We start from the raw sequence: 17,512 nt of genomic DNA, 5'->3' as shown, positions 1-17,512 counted from the left end.
ATCTTCTCCGCCCGCTACGTCTCGCCACTTCGAACCTCGGCGAACGGCTTCACATCTTTCCAATCGCCTGGCTTCACAGCGAGAACCGGCGTCGTCGGTTCCTTCTACGGCTTCGGCGGATATAGCGGGAACACCGGACGAGATTGCCGGGTGGCCGCGCAAAGCGGTCAGGCCGGCTCGCCGCCCCGGAAACGCATGAAGCTCATTCGGCCGCCAGTGCCGTCGAAAGCGATTACGTCGTAGGTATCCGGCGCTGCGCCAGGCATCTCCATGCCCGGCGATCCCAGCGGCATGGCCGGCACCGAGAGCCCGCGGACACCTGGGGGACGCGTTGCCAGCAGGCGCTTCACGGCAACCGCTGGCACATGGCCTTCCAGTACATAGCGGTCGACTAGCGCCGCATGGCAGGAGAGCAGGTCAGCCGGTGTGCCGAGCGCCCTGCGCGCAGCGGCTACCGATCCCACAACATTGTCTTCAACGGCGAAGCCTGCCGTGCGCATGTGCTCCACCCACGCGCCACAGCAGCCGCAGTTCGCATCTCGCCACACCTGAACGCGCGGTAGCCCCCCCGCGACCGCAGCGGCCGGTGCAGCCAGCAAGGTTAATCCCGCCGAAAACAGTCCACGTCTTCCTAGCGTCACGACGCACTCTCCTTTGTCGATGTGTTTGTTGATATCGGTAGCGTAACTACTGCCAACAACCCAGTAGCGGGCAGATTTGAAAGCCGCAGCGTACCGCCGTGCCGCTCGACAGCCTGACGAGCGATAGTCAAACCGAGCCCGCTGCCGCCGGTGCCGCGATTGCGCGATGTCTCGAGGCGCCGGAACGGCTCGAACACTGCCTGCATGTCCGCCTCTGGAATGCCGGGCCCGTCATCTTCAACTCGGATTAGGATCCGGGATCCCTCATCGATCAGCCCGACACGAGCGCCGCCTCCATATTTCACGGCATTGTCGATCAGGTTCGAGAACGCTCGCTTCAGCGTCACCGGGCTGCAGACCAGCCTCGCCTGCGATGGGCCGGTATAGGTCACGGCCGCGCCCGCATCGGCGGCCGCGTCGCACAGGGTCTCGATCATCGCCACCAAATCGGCCGCCTTGCGCGGCTCGCTTTCGGTTTCGCCACGCAGATAGGCGAGTGTTGAGTCAATCATTGCCTCCATTTCGTCGAGATCGGAATCAATCGCACGCGCCGCCTCGCCATCCTCGACGAAGCCGGCGCGCAGCCGCAGTCGCGCGATTGGTGTGCGCAGGTCGTGGCTGACGGCGGCCAGCGCCTGCGTGCGGTCGGCGATGAGACGGTCGATGCGCCCCTGCATTCGGTTGAAGGCCTGCGCCGCCTGGCGGACCTCACGTGGCCCCTCCTCCGGGATCGGCGCCTGCGACCCCACCCCGCCGATCCGGTCCGCCGCCTCCGACAGCGCGCGCAGCGGTCGGCTTATCAGCCGAACCACGAACAGCGCGAGGATGAGGATACCCACACCCATGGCCGTGGTGGACAATACTGTCGCGTGTTCGGGTGCACCCGAACGGAGCAGCGTCGCCGAGAAGTTGAGCCAAGTTCCATCCGCCATTGGCAGTGCGCCTAGAAGCAGGTGGCGCGCCGGGTCGGCCTGATTCGCGCCCTGCTCGGCATAGCCCAGCCGAAGGCCGGCAAGGTCGGATACTGGCACGAGTTCGCCGAGCCTTGCCCGGAGCGCCTCAATGCGTGAGCTTGCCTCCTCCACCAAGTTTACGGCCGGGTCTGCGGTCCAATGCAGGTCCAGGCTAGCGGTTGATAGGGCATGAGCTGTGCCGTCGCGCTCCGCAAGCGGCAGCGCGACCACCGCGCGCTTGACGGAAACCAGACGCTCCGCGAGCACTGCTTCCCACGTCGTGCCGAGCAGCGCCGCAGTTCCCGCCTGGTGCACCCAAAGGCTGCCGACATGGAAGGTGAGCAGGCCGACCAGCAGGACAAGGACGACGCGCCCGCCAAGCGTCCCGGGAACCAGCCAGCCGAGCCACCTCACACGCCGCGCTTCACGGCAGGCACCAACATATAGCCGGCGCCGCGGATCGTTTTGATCACTGTCGGGCTTTCGTCGGTCGGTTCAAGCTTCCGCCGCAAGCGACTCACCATCACATCCACCGACCGGTCGGTGCCGTTGAATGCATGGCGGTTCCGCGCCAGGTCGAGCAGCTGGTCCCGACTCAGAACCCGCTGTGCGTGCTCGCAGAAGGCCAGCAGCAAATCGTATTCGCCGCCCGAGAGGTCGACCGCCACGCCGTCCGGGGACGCCAGCTCCCGCCGCCGGGCATCAAGCGACCAACCGCCGAAGGTAATCGTGCCTCCCGTCGTGCCTGCCACCGGCTCGCCAGCTGCGCCGCTGGACCGACGCAGCAAAGCCCGCACACGCGCCAAAAGTTCTGCGCGGCCGAACGGCTTTGGGATATAGTCGTCTGCACCCAATTCGAGCCCGAGCACCCTATCTGCCTCTTCACCGCGCGCCGTCACCATGATGATCGGCACGCCTGACTTCGCGCGCAGGGCGCGGCACAGATCGAGGCCGGATTGCCCGGGAAGCATGACATCGAGAAGAATAAGGTCCACCGGGGCGCTGCCTAGCACGTCCCACATCTCCCGCCCGTCGCGCGCGCCAGTGACGCGGAAGCCGTTCTGGCGCAGGAATTTCGTGATCAGGTTTCGCATCTCCCCGTCATCCTCGACAACGAGGAGATGCGCTTCTGGTGACAATTGATCGGCCCGCATAGCTGACTACCTCCGTGTACGCGGGCCCTGTAACATCAGAACATCGATCGAATGCCAATGACAGCATAGCTGTTGGAAATTCGCTCTCCATTCGCGCGTGCCAGATTGGCGGTCTCGCCCAACTGACGCTCCCAGCCGACCTGGACGTAGGGCGCGATCTGAGGGGTAAATTCGTAGCGCAGCTGTAGCGACAGATCCATGTCCGTCAGTCCCCGCCTTATCTCCAACTCGCGGTCATTGCCCGCACTTGCGTTGATCTCGATTGCGGGCTTCAGATAGAGACCTGGTCCGTTGTCGTTGAAGATGCTTCGGGCGATCAGCAAGTCGGTTGAAGACTCCAGGCGCCCGCTCAGCACGCCTTCTTCGCTGACATAGGCGGTTGCCTCGACCTCAAAGAAGTAGGGCGCGATGCCCGAAAAGCCGAAAGCGCCGTAGTTCCTATTGGTCCGGAAGAAGTCGCGGCGCCACCCGACGTTGACGTCCCAGAATTCCGAGATGGGTCGGTTGTAGAAGAGTTGGATCTCGGCCTTGTCTGTCTGACCACGGATTTGCTCGCCTTCCGTACGGAACAGGAGCCGATGATCGTAAGTTCCAACCCGGGCATCGAGATCCCATGAGAATCGATCGCCCTGCGAAGACCCGCCGTAGTCGAGATTATTGAGGCGGACCACTGAGTTAATGGCGTTATGGCTGTGGGCCAGGGCGGGCATAGCGGGCGCCAGAAAGGCACCCGCGACGGCAGCAAGGACAACATTTCGCATCAACCGGCGCTCGCCACGCGAGCCGGCTCGACGATGAAGCGCGTCATCATGCCGGCTTCCATGTGGTACAGGAGGTGGCAGTGGAACGGCCAGTCGCCTACCTCGTCGGCGGTGAGCAGAACGGAGGCTTCGGCACCCGGGCGGACGAGCACAACATGCTTGTAGGGCAGCCGGTCGCCTGCGCCGTTCTCCATCTCCATGAACATCCCGTGCAGGTGCATGGGATGCGCCATCATCGTCTCATTCATGAATCGGATGCGAATGCGGTCACCCTCGCGGACCCGGATTCCCTCCTCCATGCCGAAGCGGCGGTCGTTCAGTGACCAGGAATAGCGCCCCATCTGGCCGGTGAGTCGCAGGATGATGTCCCGTGAAGGCTGCGGCGCGTTCGGGCGAGCTCGCGTGCTACGGAGGTCGGCGTAGCGCAGTGCACGCTTGCCTTCGGGTGTGCCGGCCTGTTCCCAACCCAAAGGGTTGTTCGGATCGGCCATGGCAGTGGCACTAGGCATTGCATGTCCCGCATGGGGGTCGGCTGCGGCTTGCGCCGGCGCGCCGGGCATCACATGCCCCGCATGAGGGTTGGCCGCGGCCGGGCCGGTGCCACTTCCACTCATCGGCATGCCACCATGGTTCATGCCCGCCATCGCCGAGCCACCCATCGCCATACCGCTATGATCCATGCCAGCCATCGCTGAGCCGCCCATCGCCATCCCGCCATGGGCCATGCCCATATCTGCCATGGTCAGCACGGTCCTCGGCCGACGTGGCGGAATAGCCGCCTCCATCCCTTCGCGCGGTGCCAGCGTGGCGCGCGCATAACCGCTGCGGTCGAGCGGCTCCGACATGATGGTGAAGGCTCGCGCCTCCGTCGGGTTGACCACCACGTCGTAGGTCTCGCCGACGCCGATGCGGAACTCGTCGACCGGCACCGGGATGACAGGCAACCCGTCCGCCGAGATCACCGTCATCCGCAGGTCGGGAATCGCTACGTCATACATGGACATGGCTGATCCGTTGATGAAGCGTAGCCGCACCCGCTCGCCCGGGGTGAAAAGGAAAGTCTTGTTGTCTTGCGGGCCGCGCCCGTTGACCAGGAAGCTGTAGCCGGTGACGTCGGCTAGGTCCGTCGGGTCCATCCGCATTTCGCCCCAGGCCTTTCGATCGGCCATTGTGGCACTCCAGCCATCACGTCGAACGTCACGCATGAAATCCAGAAACGTGCGCTGGCCACGGTTGTAGTAGCCTTCGCGGTTCCGGAGATTACGGAAGATAGCGTCCGGCGCTTCCGGGCTATGATCCGAGAGCAACACGACATAGTCGCGCGTCACGCGCACCGGCTCCGGTCTCGCCGGCTCAATGACGATCGCGCCGTACATGCCCGCCTGCTCCTGCGCCGCGGAGTGGCTATGGTACCAGTAGGTGCCGGCCTGCCGGAGCTGGAAGCGGTAGGTGTAGGTCTGACCGGGCTGGATCGCCTCATAGCCGTTGAAGCCGGGCGCGCCGTCCATGACGCCGGCGAGCAGCAGCCCGTGCCAGTGGATGGAGGTCGGCTCGCTCAGGCGGTTGGTGACCCGGATCACCACCTCCTCGCCCTCGCGCCACCGAAGTACCGGGCCGGGCACAGTGCCGCCGATGGTCAGCGCATTGGTCTGCGTGCCATCAACGGTGATGCGCGTAGCCTCCACCGCCAGATCCTGAACGCGATGCGCATTGGCGAAGCTCTGGCGGCCTGGGAAGGCGGTCACCACGCCCGCCATCCCGGCGGCGGCGGCCAGCTTCAGGGAGTCACGACGGGAAAGCGGGCTGGTCATGTGCGTTCTCCGTCGTTCAGCGCGGCGTCACGACGAGTTCGGCCGCCATGCCGCTCTCATAGTGGCCGGGGATGTTGCAGGCGATCTCAATGGTGCCGGCGCGCGTGAAGCGCCAGGAGATCTCGCCGGTCTTGCCCGGCTCCACGAGCACCGTGTTGGGCGCCGTGTGGTCCATGCGTGTGCCGTCCGGCATCGTCATCGTCAGGCTGACGACGCGCTCCGGCGTGATCATGCCGTGCTCGAACATGCGTGCCATCTCGGGCCGGTGCGCGGCCGCGACGGCAGCCGGCGCAAAGCTGAACTCATGCAGGAACTGGCCGCGATTCACCGCCACGAAGCGGATCGTCTCGCCGGCGCGAACCTGGATGCGTGGCACGCTGTAAGCGTTTTCCGTCATCTCGATCCGCACCACGCGGCCGGTGCCGCGCGCGGCTGGCTGGCCGAGCAACTGGGCGTTGTTGCCATGACCTTCTGGCGAGGCGAGCGCAGGGGCTGGAACGAGAATCGCAGGCGTCGCGGCGGCGGCCGCCAGCAACGTCAGGGCAGCCAAACGGGACATCTTGATCACAGGTCTCTCCTGGAATGGTTGGGCGGGGGGCGGACGGAACAACCCCTCGGCATGGAGGATGCCTTGCCAACATGTACGGGGCACGTCCCGATCATGACAAAATATTGCTGACCGGGACGTCCGGAGGATGGTCAGCGGACCGAATTGGACAGCCGCTGGAGGTTCCAGAGTGCCGAATTGTGGCCCCCACCCATGTCGGGCATCGTGTGAGGCGCGGCGGCGGTCGCGGCCTCGTCGCACTCGCTGCTGGCGTTCTCCCCAGTTCCGACAATGCGTGGATTGACGCAGCTGACGACAGGACTCGGTGTGGCGGAGGTGTCGTATTCGATCTCAACGTTCTCTCCGCTGCCGGTCACGCGCCGCACCGGTAGCGAGGTCACCATTGAAGCGCGGTTGGAGTAGATCAGCACAGGCAGGCGACCCAGGTACATCGGCTCCAGGGAGACCACCGGCTGACCGTTGGCGTGCGCCAAGGTTGGCGCCACGGCCAGGCCGGCGACGAGTGCGAGGGCTAATCCAGTGGGTGAAGTCGGGGACATGGTGGCTCTCTCCTTGCGTGGGCCGAGCACCTTGCGGTGCGGCACAGGCCACTTATGGAATGCCTCCGTTGCAGCGGTTTATCGGCTTGCCGACAAAGCATATTCAATACGTCGCATTGCGACGCTGCGTTCGCACCGCGACGCGTGAGCGTCTTGCATCGGGCGGACGACCGCAGCAGGGATGCCCTACGGGCCAGCGGAGGCGGCTGTCCGCGGCGGGGGTTGTCACAATATGTGAGACGCGTCTCGTCTTCGGAGTCGACGCGTCCCGTGTGTTGGATCCTCACAGTGCCCGTGGGCGAAGTCTGCAAGGGTCTCAATGATCCGACACTCTCCAACCACGCCGCCCTCGCAACTCGTCGCCATGCGCTGAAGTTCCGCGCGCAGAGCCGTGAGCCGCCGTAGCCGCGCGTCGATCTCGCCAATCTGCGCGGTCGCAAGCGTATGCGCCTGACCGCAGTCTGCGTCTGGCCTGTCCGCAAGGTCGAGCAATGCGCGGATCGCCTCGCTCTCGAAGCCCAGTTCTCGGGCGTGGCGAATGAACCCGAGGCGGCGCAGATGCGCGGCGCCATAGGCGCGATGGCCGCCCTCGGTCCTACTTGGCGGCGGCAGCCACCCCTCCTGCTCGTACCACCGGATCGTGGTTGGCTTGACGCCCGTGGCGCGCGCGAGATCGCCGATCGAGAATGTCGCGCTCACTTTGGGTCGGCCTCATGCTTGGCGAGAAAGCGTGCGAAGGCGGCCAGGGCTTTCTCGCTGGCATGATGCTCAAGCCCCTCGGCATCAGCCTCCGCAGTCTCGGGGTCGAGCCCCACCGCCAGCAGGAAGCGGACGACCAATTCGTGTCGCGCCCGGGCAGCGGATGCCACCGCCTGGCCGGCAGGCGTCAGGAACAGCCCGCGGTACGGTTTGGTTTCCACCAGGCCGTCGCGCTGCAGCCGCGCGACCGTCGCGGCGACGGTCGCCTGGGCAACACCCATGCGTCGGGCAATATCCACGGCACGCGCCTCGCCTTCCTCCTGAAGGAGGTCGGCGATCAGCTCGACGTAGTCTTCGGCAATGGCCGAGCGATCGGCTTCGCGCTGCTGCGTGAAGCGCGCTGCGTGATCTTCCGGGGGCGGGAGGGAACGTGGCGAGGCGCGAGGCATGCCTGACATTAGCGCCTCCGCTTGACATCAGCCATAGTCCGATCACTATAATTTAGCAGACACTAAGTTTTGGAGGCCGTGCGTGAACCCGCCATCCGAGGTTGTCGCCTCGCCCGCACCCGCCGGGCTGCCAAGCCTGCCGGAGGTGCACCGCTCGGTTGCGGTGCCAAACGCAGGCGGGTTCCTCCGCAAGCTCTTTGCCTTCATGGGTCCAGGCTACCTGGTTGCGGTCGGCTACATGGACCCGGGCAACTGGGCGACCTCGCTCGCCGGCGGATCGGCCTTCGGATACACCCTGCTCGCCGTCGCACTGACCTCCTCGCTGATGGCGATCCTGCTGCAGGCGCTGTGCGTCCGGATCGGCGTCGCCACCGGCCGCGACCTCGCCCAGCTCTGCCGTGAGCGGTTTCCAAAGGTGGTCGCCTATCCACTGTGGCTGTTTGCCGAGATTGCGATCTGCGCCACCGACCTCGCCGAGCTGATCGGCACGGCCATCGCGCTGGAATTGCTGTTCGGCATTCCGCTGCTGTACGGCGTGTTCCTGACCGCGCTCGACGCCTTCCTGATCCTGTGGCTCCAGAACAAAGGCGTGCGCTGGTTGGAAGCGCTGATCTTCGGCTTCATCATGCTGATCGTCGGCTGCTTCGGCATCCAGATCGTGTTGTCCGACCCGGACTGGGCGGCGGTGCTGAACGGCTATATCCCTGCCGTCTCGATCGTGACTAACCAGACGCAGCTCTACATCGCCATGGGCATCCTCGGGGCCACCGTGATGCCGCACAACCTGTACCTGCATACCGCCGTGGTGCAGTCGCGGTCCTGGAACTTCGATGAAGCGGGCAAGCGGGAGGCAATCAAGTTCGCCACCATCGACAGCACTCTGGCGCTGACCCTGGCGCTGCTGATCAATTCGGCGATCCTAATCACCGCAGCCGCCACGTTCCACGCAAGCGGCAATACCGAGGTGGCGGAAATTGGTGAGGCCTACCAGCTGCTGACGCCGCTATTGGGCGCAGGCATCGCGGCCACCGCCTTCGGCGTGGCGCTGCTGCTGTGCGGACTTAACGCCACCGTCACCGCCACCCTGGCGGGGCAGGTGGTGATGGAGGGCTTCCTGCGGTTCCGCTTGCCCCCGGTGTTGCGGCGGCTGGTGACGCGGCTGATCGCCATCATCCCCGCTGTGATCGTCACCTGGATGTATGGAGCGTCCGGCACCGCGCAGCTGCTGATCCTCAGCCAGGTTATCCTGTCGATCCAGCTGCCCTTCGCGGTGATCCCGCTGATGCTGTTCGCGCAGGACCGCAACCGCATGGGTGTCTTCACGGCACCGGCTTGGCAGATCGCGCTTGGCTGGGCGACGGCGGCGGTGATAGTCGGGCTGAACATGAAGCTTTTGTTTGACGCAGGGCTTGGGGATTAAGGCAGGTCCCGCGCGTCCGGCGGCGGTTGCACCGCATCCAGGTCTGCTGGCGCGATCTATGCTGTAGCCGGCTCCACTTGCCCAAGGGCGCCCGCAACGCCGGTACAGAGGCCCAACGGGCCGCGTCAGCGATGCAATGTGAGGCTATATTGGTGCTGCCCGCTAATCGCTCCCGTTGGCAACGAGCCATGGCACCGGTTCCGCTTGACCTTCCCACCGGGGCAAACCGGCTTATGTCGCCAGCTTAGTGTCACCGCCCGTCCGGCCGAGATGAGGAACACCCATGACGTCACGCCGCTCTCTCCTCGCCACCGCCACACTTGTTGCGCTGCCGATGCCCGTACTTGCCCAGCGCGCCACGCAGATCGGCGTATGGCGCGACCCGAATTGCGGCTGCTGTTCGGGCTGGATCGCGCATTTGCGCGCTGAGGGCTTTACCGTGGCGGACCAGGTGGTGCAGTCGGTCGCCCCAGTGCGGCGCCGCCTTGGGACGCCGGCCGACCTCCTGTCCTGCCACGCGGGCGAGGTCGAAGGCTTCGCGCTCGAAGGCCATGTGCCCGCGGCTGCCATCCGCCGGCTGCTGGCAGAGCGCCCCGCGGGCGTTCGTGGCCTCGCTGTGCCGGAGATGCCGGTTGGCTCGCCCGGCATGGAAGTGCCCGGCGCACCGGCTGACAGCTACGACGTGATCGCCTTCGGCACCGGCCCACACCGGCCTTTCATGCGCTTCAACGGGTGAACCCCGACTTGAGCTGGCCGATAAGAAGGGGCTTGAACCTCTAGCCACTAGAGGTCCCATACCTACCGCCTGTACGATCGGACGGATGTCATGGGCGCTGTAACAAGACAGACCTGGCGGGTGGAGGGCATGGATTGCGCCTCCTGCGTTGCCAAGGTCACCAAAGCCGTGGAACGGCTTCCGGGGGTCTCGGGTGTCGAGGTCAACCTCATGGCCGAGCGATTGACGCTCGACCTCGATACGGCCGGCCGGCCTGAGGCCGTCGAGGCGCAGGTTGCGGCACTCGGCTATTCGACGAAGCGGCTCGATGGCGCCGCGACGGCGGCAGGCCCAGGCGGTGCGGCGCCCACCTGTGGCCCTGACCATCCACACGATCATGATCACGAGGATGGCCATAGCCACGAGTCTGCCTCAGCGAAGCCCGCGGCACATGGCCACAGCCACACCGACCATGAAGATCCTGTCGACGCCACGAAGTCTTGGTGGGCGACCGGCAAGGCAAAGCTGGTCTGGCTGCTCGGCGCGCTGGTTCTTGGCGCCTATGCGCTATCGCTGGTTCTGCCTGAGCAGCTGACCTATCCGCTCTTCCTCGTCGCCACCGCCGTGGCGCTGTTTCCCTTTGGCCGGCGCGCCATCGCGCTGGCCCGTGTCGGCAGCCCCTTCAGCATCGAGACGCTGATGTGCACCGCGGCCATAGGCGCCGTGGTGATTGGCGCGGCGGAGGAGGCCGCGGTCGTCGTGCTGCTCTTCGCGATCGGCGAGTTGCTGGAAAACGTTGCCGCCGGCCGTGCCCGTGCCGGCATCCGCGCTTTGGCCGACCTTATGCCGCGCGTGGCGCTACGCGTGCGGCCAGATGGCACCACCGAGCAACTGCCCGCTGACAGGCTGGCGATCGGCGACTTGGTGCTGATCCGGCCAGGCGACCGGGTGCCCTGCGACGGCACCATCGAGGAAGGCACCTCAGCCCTGGATGAAAGCCCGGTGACCGGGGAAAGCATCCCGGTGGCACGCGGGCTGGGCGAGGCGGTGATCGCGGGATCGATCAACGCAGATGGCGTGCTGCGCGTCCGCGTGACGCGCGCGGCCTCCGATAACACCATCGCCCGTATCATTCGCATGGTGGAGGAAGCGGCCGCGTCTCGGGCGCCGACCCAGCGATTCATCGAGCGCTTCTCCGAGTGGTGGACGCCCGGGGCGATGATTGTATCGGCGCTGGTAATCCTGTTGCCGCCCTTCCTGTTCGGCTGGGATTGGGGCACCAGCGTCTATCGCGGCCTCGCGGTCCTGCTGATCGCCTGCCCCTGCGCGCTTGTGATCTCGGTACCGGCCGCCATGGCCTCCGGTCTCTCGGCCGGCGCCAGGCGCGGGTTGCTGGTGAAGGGTGGTGCTGCCCTGGAAGCCATCGGTGCCGCCCGGACGGTGGCCTTCGACAAGACCGGCACGCTCACCGAGGGTCACCCGCGCGTGACCGAGATCCTTCCGGCGCCCGGCCAGATGGAGCAGCAGGTCCTTGAACTGGCGGCTTCCGTCGAGCAGGGCTCGGCGCATCCGCTGGCCAAGGCGGTCCTGGCCGAGGCCTCGGCGCGGAGCCTTACCCTGCCGACAGCAACCGATCTCGCTGCCATCCCCGGCAAGGCGGTCACGGCCATGATCGGCGGGCGCCGCATTAGCGTCGGCAGCCCGCGCCATGCGCGCGAGGCAGGCGCGCAACTTGGCATCCTTGAGATGAGGCTGGCGCGGCTGGAGTCCCAGGGCAAGACGGTCGCCGTGGTGCTGGCAGACGGCACCACGCTCGGATTGATCGCGCTGCGCGATGAGCCACGCGTCGATGCGAAGGAGGGCATCGCAGCGCTCTCAACCCTCGGCGTGCGGTCGGTGATGCTGACTGGCGATAACCGCCGGACCGGCGAGGCCATCGCCGTCTCGCTCGGTCTGGACGTGAAGGCGGAACTGCTCCCGGATGACAAGCTGCGGGAGATCGGCCGCCTGATGGAGGGTGGCCCGGTCGTGATGGTCGGCGACGGCATCAACGATGCGCCAGCGCTGGCGGCGGCTTCTGTCGGCGTGGCGATGGGCGGCGGCACCGACGTGGCGCTGGAATCGGCGGATGCCGCAGTGCTGAAGGATCGTGTGACCGGCGTGGCGGAACTGGTCTCCCTCTCGCGGGCGACCATGGCCAACGTGAAGCAGAACGTGGCAGTGGCGGTCGGGCTGAAGGGCGTGTTCCTGGTGACGACGCTGATCGGCCTGACCGGCCTCTGGCCCGCGATCCTGGCTGACACTGGGGCCACGGTGCTTGTAACCCTCAACGCCCTGCGCCTGCTGCGCTGGCGGCCCCAGGCTTGATAGGGGGACCTGATGTCCGAGGGACATGACCATGCGCCGCACAACCATGCTGGGCCCGCGCACGGCGCGCGGGTGACGGCAGGCAGCGAGCGGCGGATCCGCACCGTCCTCATCATGACTGCCGGCTACGCCGCAGTGCAGGCCGTCGGCGGCTGGCTCTCAGGGTCCTTGGCGCTGATCGCTGATGCTGGTCACATGGTGTCCGACGCGGCGGCCCTGCTGCTGGCGCTGATCGCCTATCGTGTCGCGGCAAGGGCGCCGGATGCGGTACGGACCTATGGCTTCCACCGGCTCCGGGTGCTGGCCGCATTGGCCAACGGCGCCTCCCTGCTGCTGCTGGTCGCCTGGATCGCCTGGGAGGCCGTGTCGCGTCTGCGTGAGCCATCGGAAGTCCTGGCCGGACCCATGCTGGTGGTCGCGGCCATCGGTCTCGCCATCAATATCATCGGCGCCCTGATTCTGCGCCGCGGCGACCAGGGTGACAGCAACCTGCGCGGTGCGATGCTGCATGTGTTGGGCGACCTGCTAGGCTCGGTAGGCGCGATTGGCGCCGCCATCGGCATCATGCTGACCGGTTGGACCCTGCTTGACCCGATCCTGTCGGTCCTGGTCGCCGTGCTCGTGGTGCGTTCCGCATGGGGGCTGGTGTCTGAATCGATCCGCGTTCTGTTACAGGCCGTACCACGCGGCCTGGATGCCCGCGCCGCCGAGGCCGATCTTGCCACTCTTCCCGGCATTGCCGAGGCCGGACACTTCCATGCCTGGACGCTGACCGACGAGAGCAGCGTGGCCACGGTCCATGTCGTCCCGGAGGCCGGTGCCGATCCGCTGGCGCTGCCGGCGCTGGTCGCGTCACGGCTGCGCGAACGCTATGCTATCGACCACGTCACCACGCAGGTTGATCCACCTGGCGCCCTTGTCGCCGGCAAACACTGAGGATCTCACCGCATGACCGTTCCTTTCGACTGCCCACGCTGTGGCACCGTGCTGACAATGAGCGACCGCGCCGGCATTGAGATCGACTACTGCCCGAGCTGCCGAGGCGTGTGGCTAGACCGCGGCGAGCTGGACAAGATCATCGAGCGTGCGGAGGCCGCGCCTGCCGCGCCAAGTTCAGCCTGGACCAGGCCGAACGCAAGTGGATGGCGGCCGGAAGGCGGCCACCGCGAGGAGCACGGGGGCCATGGAAAGCAAGCCCTACATGGGCGCCGAAAGTCTTGGTTGCAGGAGATGTTCGATTGAAGGACCTGCATGAACCCCAACGCCGCTGGCTGGTGATGGCGATTGCCTTGGCTTGGCGGGCGATCTCGTCGCGCTCGGCCGAGGCGCAGGATGGACAGGGAGGACCGGTCGTCGTCAGCGGCGCGTGGGCGCGAGCCGTGCCGCCTGAAGCTCGCGAAAGTCAGGGATTTTTCATCGTCCGCAATGTCGGCGCGACAGCGGATCTTTTGGTCTCCGCCTGGTCGCCCGACGTCGAGACAACACGCGTGCTGGAGCGCGATCCGATCTCAGCCGGCGCATTCCGTCCCCCAGCCGAGGGGCTTCCCATTCTTCCTGGCGGAACTCTCACACTGGAACCCGGCGGGCCATACCTTGCGCTGAATGGACTGCGTCAGCCTCTCGGGTCGGGCAACATGATCCGGGTGTTCCTTAGGTTTGCGCAGGCCGGCGACGTACCTGTTGAACTTCGAGGTCATGACCATTGAACGATGACACGTCGCCCGATGCCCTCCGCATCCGTGCCCAAAAGCGCCGGTCGCGCGCCATCCTTGCCGTGCTCTTCACCCTCGTAGCCGTGTTCTTCGCCATCACCATAGCGCGGATGGACGAACAGGCGGAGGCGCGGAAGGCGCGTGCGACGGAGCAAAGATGAAGGCCGGCCCGCTGGTCGCAGCAGCCGGCACCGCATCGGTGGGCAATTCGACCTTGACGCCGCTCCGGCTTGGGGTGCGGTCGAGTGCGGCCGCACTTGCTCTCGGGGCTATGACGCCGCTCGCTTTCGCGCCGCTGTACCTTCTGCCGGCCTTCCTTCTCGGCTTCGGCGGGTTGTTTCTGCTGCTGGAGCGGACGCGCTCGGTCCAAGGCGCCTTCCTTCTTGGATGGCTGTTCGGCATCGGCAACTTCGCAGTCGGGCTTGGCTGGATCACCGAGGCATTCGCTGTGGATGCCGAGACCTTCGGTGCGCTTGCCGTTCCAGCACTCGTGGCGTTGTCGGCGGGTCTGGCCTTGTTTCCCGCCTTATCGCTCGCGGCTGCGCGATACGTGGCGGGTTCGGGGCGCGGTCCGCGTCTTCTCATCGCATTCACGATCTGCTGGACGGCGGGTGAATGGCTGCGCGGGACGGTCCTGACCGGCTTTCCATGGAATCTCGCAGGGCACGTCTGGGGGTTCGCCGACGCGCCCCTTCAGCTTGCCGCCTTCATTGGAATTCATGGCCTCGGTCTGGCGACCATCCTCCTCGCGGCGCTGCCGGCTTTCGCGCTTTCCGCTCGGCGGGTCTGGCCGTTCGGACTCGCAGCCTGCTGCGTCGCGCTGCTGTGGGCCGGCGGCGCGGCAAGGCTCGCGGTGCCGCCGCCACCGGACCTGCCGGATGTTCGGCTGCGCCTGGTGCAGCCCGACGTGGCGCAGTCCCTCAAGTGGGCGCCCTCGGAAAGGGCTCGCATCCTCGCGGATCTTCTTGCTCTCAGCCGCGTGCCGGGAGCATCGGGCGCAGAACCGACGCATCTAATTTGGCCCGAGACGGCAGTTCCCTACCTGATCGCAGAGGAGCCTGCCGTTCGCGCGGCAATCGCCGCTGTGGTGCCGCCGCGGGGCGCCCTCGTGACCGGCGGGGTGCAGCGCGGGCTGGACGTCGCTGGGCAGACCTCGATGCGGAACAGCGTGTTGGTCCTCGATGGCACGGCCCGGATCCTGTCGGCCTACGACAAGATGCGGCTGGTGCCCTTTGGCGAATACGTGCCCTTCCGCGCGTGGCTACCGGGGGTGCCGAAGCTGACGGATGGCGCAGTGGATTTCTCGCCGGGCACGGACCCGGCGCCATTGCTGGTTCCCGGCTTGCCCGCCGCCATGACGCTGATCTGCTACGAGGCAATCTTTCCTGGTGGTGGCGGTGGAACAGCACGCGACGCGGGTTGGATTCTGACCCTCACCAACGACGCCTGGTTCGGCCGCTCCTGGGGGCCGCATCAGCATGCGCTTGCGGCCAGGATGCGCGCGGTGGAACTTGGATTACCGATGGTGCGCGTTGCGAATGGCGGGGTTTCCTTCGTCACCGATGCCTACGGGCGGGTGCGGCAGCAGTTGGCACTCGGCACGCGGGGCGTACTGGACGTGGCGCTACCTGGAGCGTTGCCGAGCCAAACGCCCTACGCAAGCTTCGGAGACTGGCCGCTGCTGGCGGTCCTGTTCACAGGGCTGGCAGGCTTAGCCGCGACCCGCAGGGGAGGCGAGCCGCATGACGCTTGAATTCTCGGCCCTCGGCCTGCTCCTGGCGTTCGGCGGCGGCCTGGTCTCCTTTCTGTCGCCCTGCGTGCTGCCGCTGGTTCCGGGCTGGGTGGCCTACGCCTGCGGCACTGGCGTGCGGGATGCGCCGCCACGAAGCCGCGCCATGCTGCTGGGTGCCAGCTTTGTCCTAGGCTTTTCCCTGGTCTTCGTGCTGCTCGGGCTCGGTGCCTCGGCGCTGTCGCAATGGCTGCGGCGCTGGAGCCTGGAGTTCCAGGTCGCCGGCGGGGCACTGGTCCTGGCCTTTGGCCTGGTGCAGATCGGTGCGCTGCGCCCCTCCTGGCTGCTACGGGACGTGCGGCTGCCCGCCTTCGCAGCCGGCGGCACGCCCGGCGGCGCGGCGCTGCTCGGCGTCTCCTTCGGCTTTGCCTGGACGCCCTGCATTGGCCCTGTCCTCGGTGCAGTGCTGGCGGTCGCGGCTATCCAGGGTGATGGCGCAGGGGCACCGCTGCTGCTGGCCTACTCGTTGGGCCTGGGCGTGCCCTTCCTGCTGGTCGCCTTCTACCTGCCTGCGGCCGCGGCGACGTTGCGGCAATGGCGTGGCTTCGGCCGCGGAGCGCAAGTCGCCTCTGGCTTCGTCATGGCTGCGATGGGCGTGCTGATGATGCTGGGCGAAATGACCAGCATCGCGGGCTGGTTCGTCCAGACATTTCCCTTCCTGCTGAGGCTTGGCTGATGCGCTTGATCGGAATTATGGCGGCGCTGGCCGCCGGTGCGGTGGACCAGGCCACCAAAGCCTGGGCGCTCGGCGCCCTTTGGCCACCCTATAGTGAGGGCATCACGGTGCTGCCCGTGCTGAACCTGCGCCTCGGCTTCAACACCGGCGTGACCTTCGGCATGTTCGCCGACAGTGCAGCCGGCGCCGCCTGGGTGCTGGTGCTGGTCACCCTCGCCATCACAGGTGTTCTGCTGCGCTGGCTCTGGCGCAGGACATCAAGAGTGGAGGCCCTGGCGCTCGGCCTCATCATCGGCGGCGCCCTTGGCAATGCCGTCGACCGGCTGCGCATCGGGGCCGTCGTTGACTTCCTCGACGCGCATTACGCGGGCTGGCACTGGCCCACCTTCAACATGGCCGATGTTGCAATCGTCTGCGGTGTCGCCCTGCTCATCCTTGCCGGCCTGCGTCCCGCATCGGCCGAGAACACCACCGCCTTTCAAAATACTGGGAGCAAAATCCAATGAGCAAAGATCTTTCGCGCCGCGGCACCCTGACCGGCCTGGGCGTCCTGGTCCTGTCCGCCCCTGCCTTGGGACAGCAAGCGGCAGCCCCACCCTTCGCGGTCACCGAGCCTGGCCCGGAGACCCCGCGCCCACTGCCTAGCGAGCGCGCGATCGGGCGGGAGGACGCTCCTGTGACGGTGATCGAGTTCCACTCGCTGACCTGCGGCAACTGCGCCAATTTTCACACCCAGCATTTTCCCCGCATCAAGGCTGCCTATGTGGATCCTGGGCTGGTGCGCTTCGTGCTGAGGGACTTCCCGCTCGACCGCGTGGCGGTCGATGCCGCCGCGCTTGTCCACTGCGCGGGGCCGGAGCGGTTCGAGGCCCTGCTCTCCGTGCTCTACACCAACAAGGAGGCTTGGGCGCACAGCCCAGATGCTCGCGGCTGGCTGCGCCGTACGGCTGGTTTGGCGGGTCTTTCTCCCGCTCGCCTGGAAGCCTGTTGGACCGACCGCGGCTTCTCCGACCCCATCATCGCATCCCGGCTGCAAGCCGAACGGGAGTTCAGCATCAGCGCAACGCCTTCCTTCGTCATCGGCGGCCAGGTACAGCGCGGTGTGCTGACCTTCGAACGTTTCGCGCAGCTGGTGCAACCGCTTCTGCCGCCAGGGGCGGTCCCTGCTCCGGCTCCCAGAGTGCTTCCGCGCCTATGAGGCGCGCAGGGTTGCGCGTATGGCTACCCTGCGGCACATCCTGTCGCACTATGGGACTGC

At 66.5% G+C, this 17,512-nt stretch carries 20 protein-coding genes; 11 read left to right on the top strand and 9 right to left on the bottom strand.

Annotation, left to right across the window (positions count from 1 at the left end; all coding sequences use genetic code 11):
- Window positions 1–167: 167 nt before the first annotated feature.
- The 9 genes from ACVFYP_RS25350 to mntR all read right to left on the bottom strand — a co-directional run bounded on the left by ACVFYP_RS25350 (window position 168) and on the right by mntR (window position 7,575).
- A complete protein-coding gene (locus ACVFYP_RS25350; protein ID WP_230411005.1) occupies window positions 168–500 on the bottom strand; it encodes a DUF411 domain-containing protein in 333 nt (110 codons plus the stop codon).
- A 137-nt stretch (window positions 501–637) separates the two neighbouring features.
- Window positions 638–2,008: an ATP-binding protein gene (locus ACVFYP_RS25345; RefSeq protein ID WP_168049740.1), complete on the bottom strand. Its 1,371-nt coding sequence runs from the start codon at window positions 2,006–2,008 to the stop codon at window positions 638–640.
- On the bottom strand, window positions 2,005–2,748 hold the full coding sequence (locus tag ACVFYP_RS25340) for a response regulator transcription factor (RefSeq protein ID WP_168049739.1): 744 nt from the start codon (window positions 2,746–2,748) through the stop codon (window positions 2,005–2,007). The genes ACVFYP_RS25345 and ACVFYP_RS25340 overlap by 4 nt, the downstream gene beginning before the upstream one ends.
- A gap of 35 nt (window positions 2,749–2,783) precedes the next feature.
- Window positions 2,784–3,509 (bottom strand): copper resistance protein B, encoded by a 726-nt coding sequence (locus tag ACVFYP_RS25335; RefSeq protein WP_168049738.1) that lies wholly within the window; start codon window positions 3,507–3,509, stop codon window positions 2,784–2,786.
- Window positions 3,509–5,320, bottom strand: coding sequence for a copper resistance system multicopper oxidase (locus tag ACVFYP_RS25330; RefSeq protein ID WP_168049737.1), 1,812 nt, complete (start codon window positions 5,318–5,320; stop codon window positions 3,509–3,511). The genes ACVFYP_RS25335 and ACVFYP_RS25330 overlap by 1 nt, the downstream gene beginning before the upstream one ends.
- A 16-nt stretch (window positions 5,321–5,336) precedes the next feature.
- Entirely contained in the window at window positions 5,337–5,888 is a 552-nt protein-coding gene (locus ACVFYP_RS25325; protein WP_456305470.1) for a cupredoxin domain-containing protein, read from the bottom strand.
- 131 nt (window positions 5,889–6,019) lie between these two features.
- Window positions 6,020–6,427, bottom strand: coding sequence for a hypothetical protein (locus tag ACVFYP_RS25320; protein WP_168049736.1), 408 nt, complete (start codon window positions 6,425–6,427; stop codon window positions 6,020–6,022).
- Window positions 6,428–6,652: 225 nt separating this feature from the next.
- Window positions 6,653–7,126: a MerR family transcriptional regulator gene (locus tag ACVFYP_RS25315; RefSeq protein ID WP_168049735.1), complete on the bottom strand. Its 474-nt coding sequence runs from the start codon at window positions 7,124–7,126 to the stop codon at window positions 6,653–6,655.
- The gene (gene mntR, locus ACVFYP_RS25310; protein ID WP_168049734.1) at window positions 7,123–7,575 is read right to left on the bottom strand and encodes a manganese-binding transcriptional regulator MntR; all 453 of its coding nucleotides are present in this window, start codon (window positions 7,573–7,575) and stop codon (window positions 7,123–7,125) included. The genes ACVFYP_RS25315 and mntR overlap by 4 nt, the downstream gene beginning before the upstream one ends.
- 82 nt (window positions 7,576–7,657) lie before the next feature.
- Between mntR and ACVFYP_RS25305 the strand changes: the two genes are divergently transcribed.
- The 11 genes from ACVFYP_RS25305 to ACVFYP_RS25255 all read left to right on the top strand — a co-directional run bounded on the left by ACVFYP_RS25305 (window position 7,658) and on the right by ACVFYP_RS25255 (window position 17,452).
- Window positions 7,658–8,995 (top strand): Nramp family divalent metal transporter, encoded by a 1,338-nt coding sequence (locus tag ACVFYP_RS25305; protein WP_168049733.1) that lies wholly within the window; start codon window positions 7,658–7,660, stop codon window positions 8,993–8,995.
- A gap of 283 nt (window positions 8,996–9,278) precedes the next feature.
- Window positions 9,279–9,731 (top strand): DUF411 domain-containing protein, encoded by a 453-nt coding sequence (locus ACVFYP_RS25300; protein WP_168049732.1) that lies wholly within the window; start codon window positions 9,279–9,281, stop codon window positions 9,729–9,731.
- A 129-nt stretch (window positions 9,732–9,860) separates the two neighbouring features.
- Window positions 9,861–12,077, top strand: a complete 2,217-nt coding sequence (locus tag ACVFYP_RS25295; protein ID WP_171970238.1) for a heavy metal translocating P-type ATPase — start codon at window positions 9,861–9,863, stop codon at window positions 12,075–12,077.
- 12 nt (window positions 12,078–12,089) lie between these two features.
- Window positions 12,090–13,013 (top strand): cation diffusion facilitator family transporter, encoded by a 924-nt coding sequence (locus tag ACVFYP_RS25290; RefSeq protein ID WP_168049730.1) that lies wholly within the window; start codon window positions 12,090–12,092, stop codon window positions 13,011–13,013.
- A gap of 12 nt (window positions 13,014–13,025) precedes the next feature.
- Window positions 13,026–13,319 (top strand): TFIIB-type zinc ribbon-containing protein, encoded by a 294-nt coding sequence (locus ACVFYP_RS25285; protein ID WP_168049729.1) that lies wholly within the window; start codon window positions 13,026–13,028, stop codon window positions 13,317–13,319.
- Window positions 13,316–13,783 (top strand): copper chaperone PCu(A)C, encoded by a 468-nt coding sequence (locus tag ACVFYP_RS25280; protein ID WP_168049728.1) that lies wholly within the window; start codon window positions 13,316–13,318, stop codon window positions 13,781–13,783. The genes ACVFYP_RS25285 and ACVFYP_RS25280 overlap by 4 nt, the downstream gene beginning before the upstream one ends.
- Window positions 13,780–13,950 carry a hypothetical protein gene (locus ACVFYP_RS25275; protein WP_216879209.1) on the top strand — a complete coding sequence of 57 codons (171 nt, stop codon included), beginning with the start codon at window positions 13,780–13,782 and terminating at the stop codon, window positions 13,948–13,950. Before ACVFYP_RS25280 ends, ACVFYP_RS25275 begins: the two co-directional genes overlap by 4 nt.
- Window positions 13,947–15,542 (top strand): apolipoprotein N-acyltransferase, encoded by a 1,596-nt coding sequence (lnt, locus tag ACVFYP_RS25270; protein ID WP_499202985.1) that lies wholly within the window; start codon window positions 13,947–13,949, stop codon window positions 15,540–15,542. Before ACVFYP_RS25275 ends, lnt begins: the two co-directional genes overlap by 4 nt.
- A complete protein-coding gene (locus ACVFYP_RS25265) occupies window positions 15,532–16,254 on the top strand; it encodes a cytochrome c biogenesis CcdA family protein (protein ID WP_499202984.1) in 723 nt (240 codons plus the stop codon). Before lnt ends, ACVFYP_RS25265 begins: the two co-directional genes overlap by 11 nt.
- On the top strand, window positions 16,254–16,760 hold the full coding sequence (gene lspA / locus ACVFYP_RS25260; RefSeq protein ID WP_230411006.1) for a signal peptidase II: 507 nt from the start codon (window positions 16,254–16,256) through the stop codon (window positions 16,758–16,760). The genes ACVFYP_RS25265 and lspA overlap by 1 nt, the downstream gene beginning before the upstream one ends.
- On the top strand, window positions 16,757–17,452 hold the full coding sequence (locus ACVFYP_RS25255; RefSeq protein ID WP_168049725.1) for a thioredoxin domain-containing protein: 696 nt from the start codon (window positions 16,757–16,759) through the stop codon (window positions 17,450–17,452). Before lspA ends, ACVFYP_RS25255 begins: the two co-directional genes overlap by 4 nt.
- Window positions 17,453–17,512: the final 60 nt, after the last annotated feature.

The sequence above is a fragment of the Roseomonas sp. F4 genome (assembly GCF_053891155.1).
This window is presented reverse-complemented; position numbering and strand designations above follow the sequence as displayed.

Coding starts and splice junctions, on each gene's coding strand:
- ACVFYP_RS25350 (WP_230411005.1), bottom strand. CDS start 500: ATGCGCACGGCAGGCTTCGCCGTTGAAGACAATGTTGTGGGATCGGTA.
- ACVFYP_RS25340 (WP_168049739.1), bottom strand. CDS start 2,748: ATGCGGGCCGATCAATTGTCACCAGAAGCGCATCTCCTCGTTGTCGAG.
- ACVFYP_RS25335 (WP_168049738.1), bottom strand. CDS start 3,509: ATGCGAAATGTTGTCCTTGCTGCCGTCGCGGGTGCCTTTCTGGCGCCC.
- ACVFYP_RS25330 (WP_168049737.1), bottom strand. CDS start 5,320: ATGACCAGCCCGCTTTCCCGTCGTGACTCCCTGAAGCTGGCCGCCGCC.
- ACVFYP_RS25320 (WP_168049736.1), bottom strand. CDS start 6,427: ATGTCCCCGACTTCACCCACTGGATTAGCCCTCGCACTCGTCGCCGGC.
- mntR (WP_168049734.1), bottom strand. CDS start 7,575: ATGCCTCGCGCCTCGCCACGTTCCCTCCCGCCCCCGGAAGATCACGCA.
- ACVFYP_RS25300 (WP_168049732.1), top strand. CDS start 9,279: ATGACGTCACGCCGCTCTCTCCTCGCCACCGCCACACTTGTTGCGCTG.
- ACVFYP_RS25295 (WP_171970238.1), top strand. CDS start 9,861: ATGGATTGCGCCTCCTGCGTTGCCAAGGTCACCAAAGCCGTGGAACGG.
- ACVFYP_RS25290 (WP_168049730.1), top strand. CDS start 12,090: ATGTCCGAGGGACATGACCATGCGCCGCACAACCATGCTGGGCCCGCG.
- ACVFYP_RS25285 (WP_168049729.1), top strand. CDS start 13,026: ATGACCGTTCCTTTCGACTGCCCACGCTGTGGCACCGTGCTGACAATG.
- lnt (WP_499202985.1), top strand. CDS start 13,947: ATGAAGGCCGGCCCGCTGGTCGCAGCAGCCGGCACCGCATCGGTGGGC.
- ACVFYP_RS25265 (WP_499202984.1), top strand. CDS start 15,532: ATGACGCTTGAATTCTCGGCCCTCGGCCTGCTCCTGGCGTTCGGCGGC.
- lspA (WP_230411006.1), top strand. CDS start 16,254: ATGCGCTTGATCGGAATTATGGCGGCGCTGGCCGCCGGTGCGGTGGAC.
- ACVFYP_RS25255 (WP_168049725.1), top strand. CDS start 16,757: ATGAGCAAAGATCTTTCGCGCCGCGGCACCCTGACCGGCCTGGGCGTC.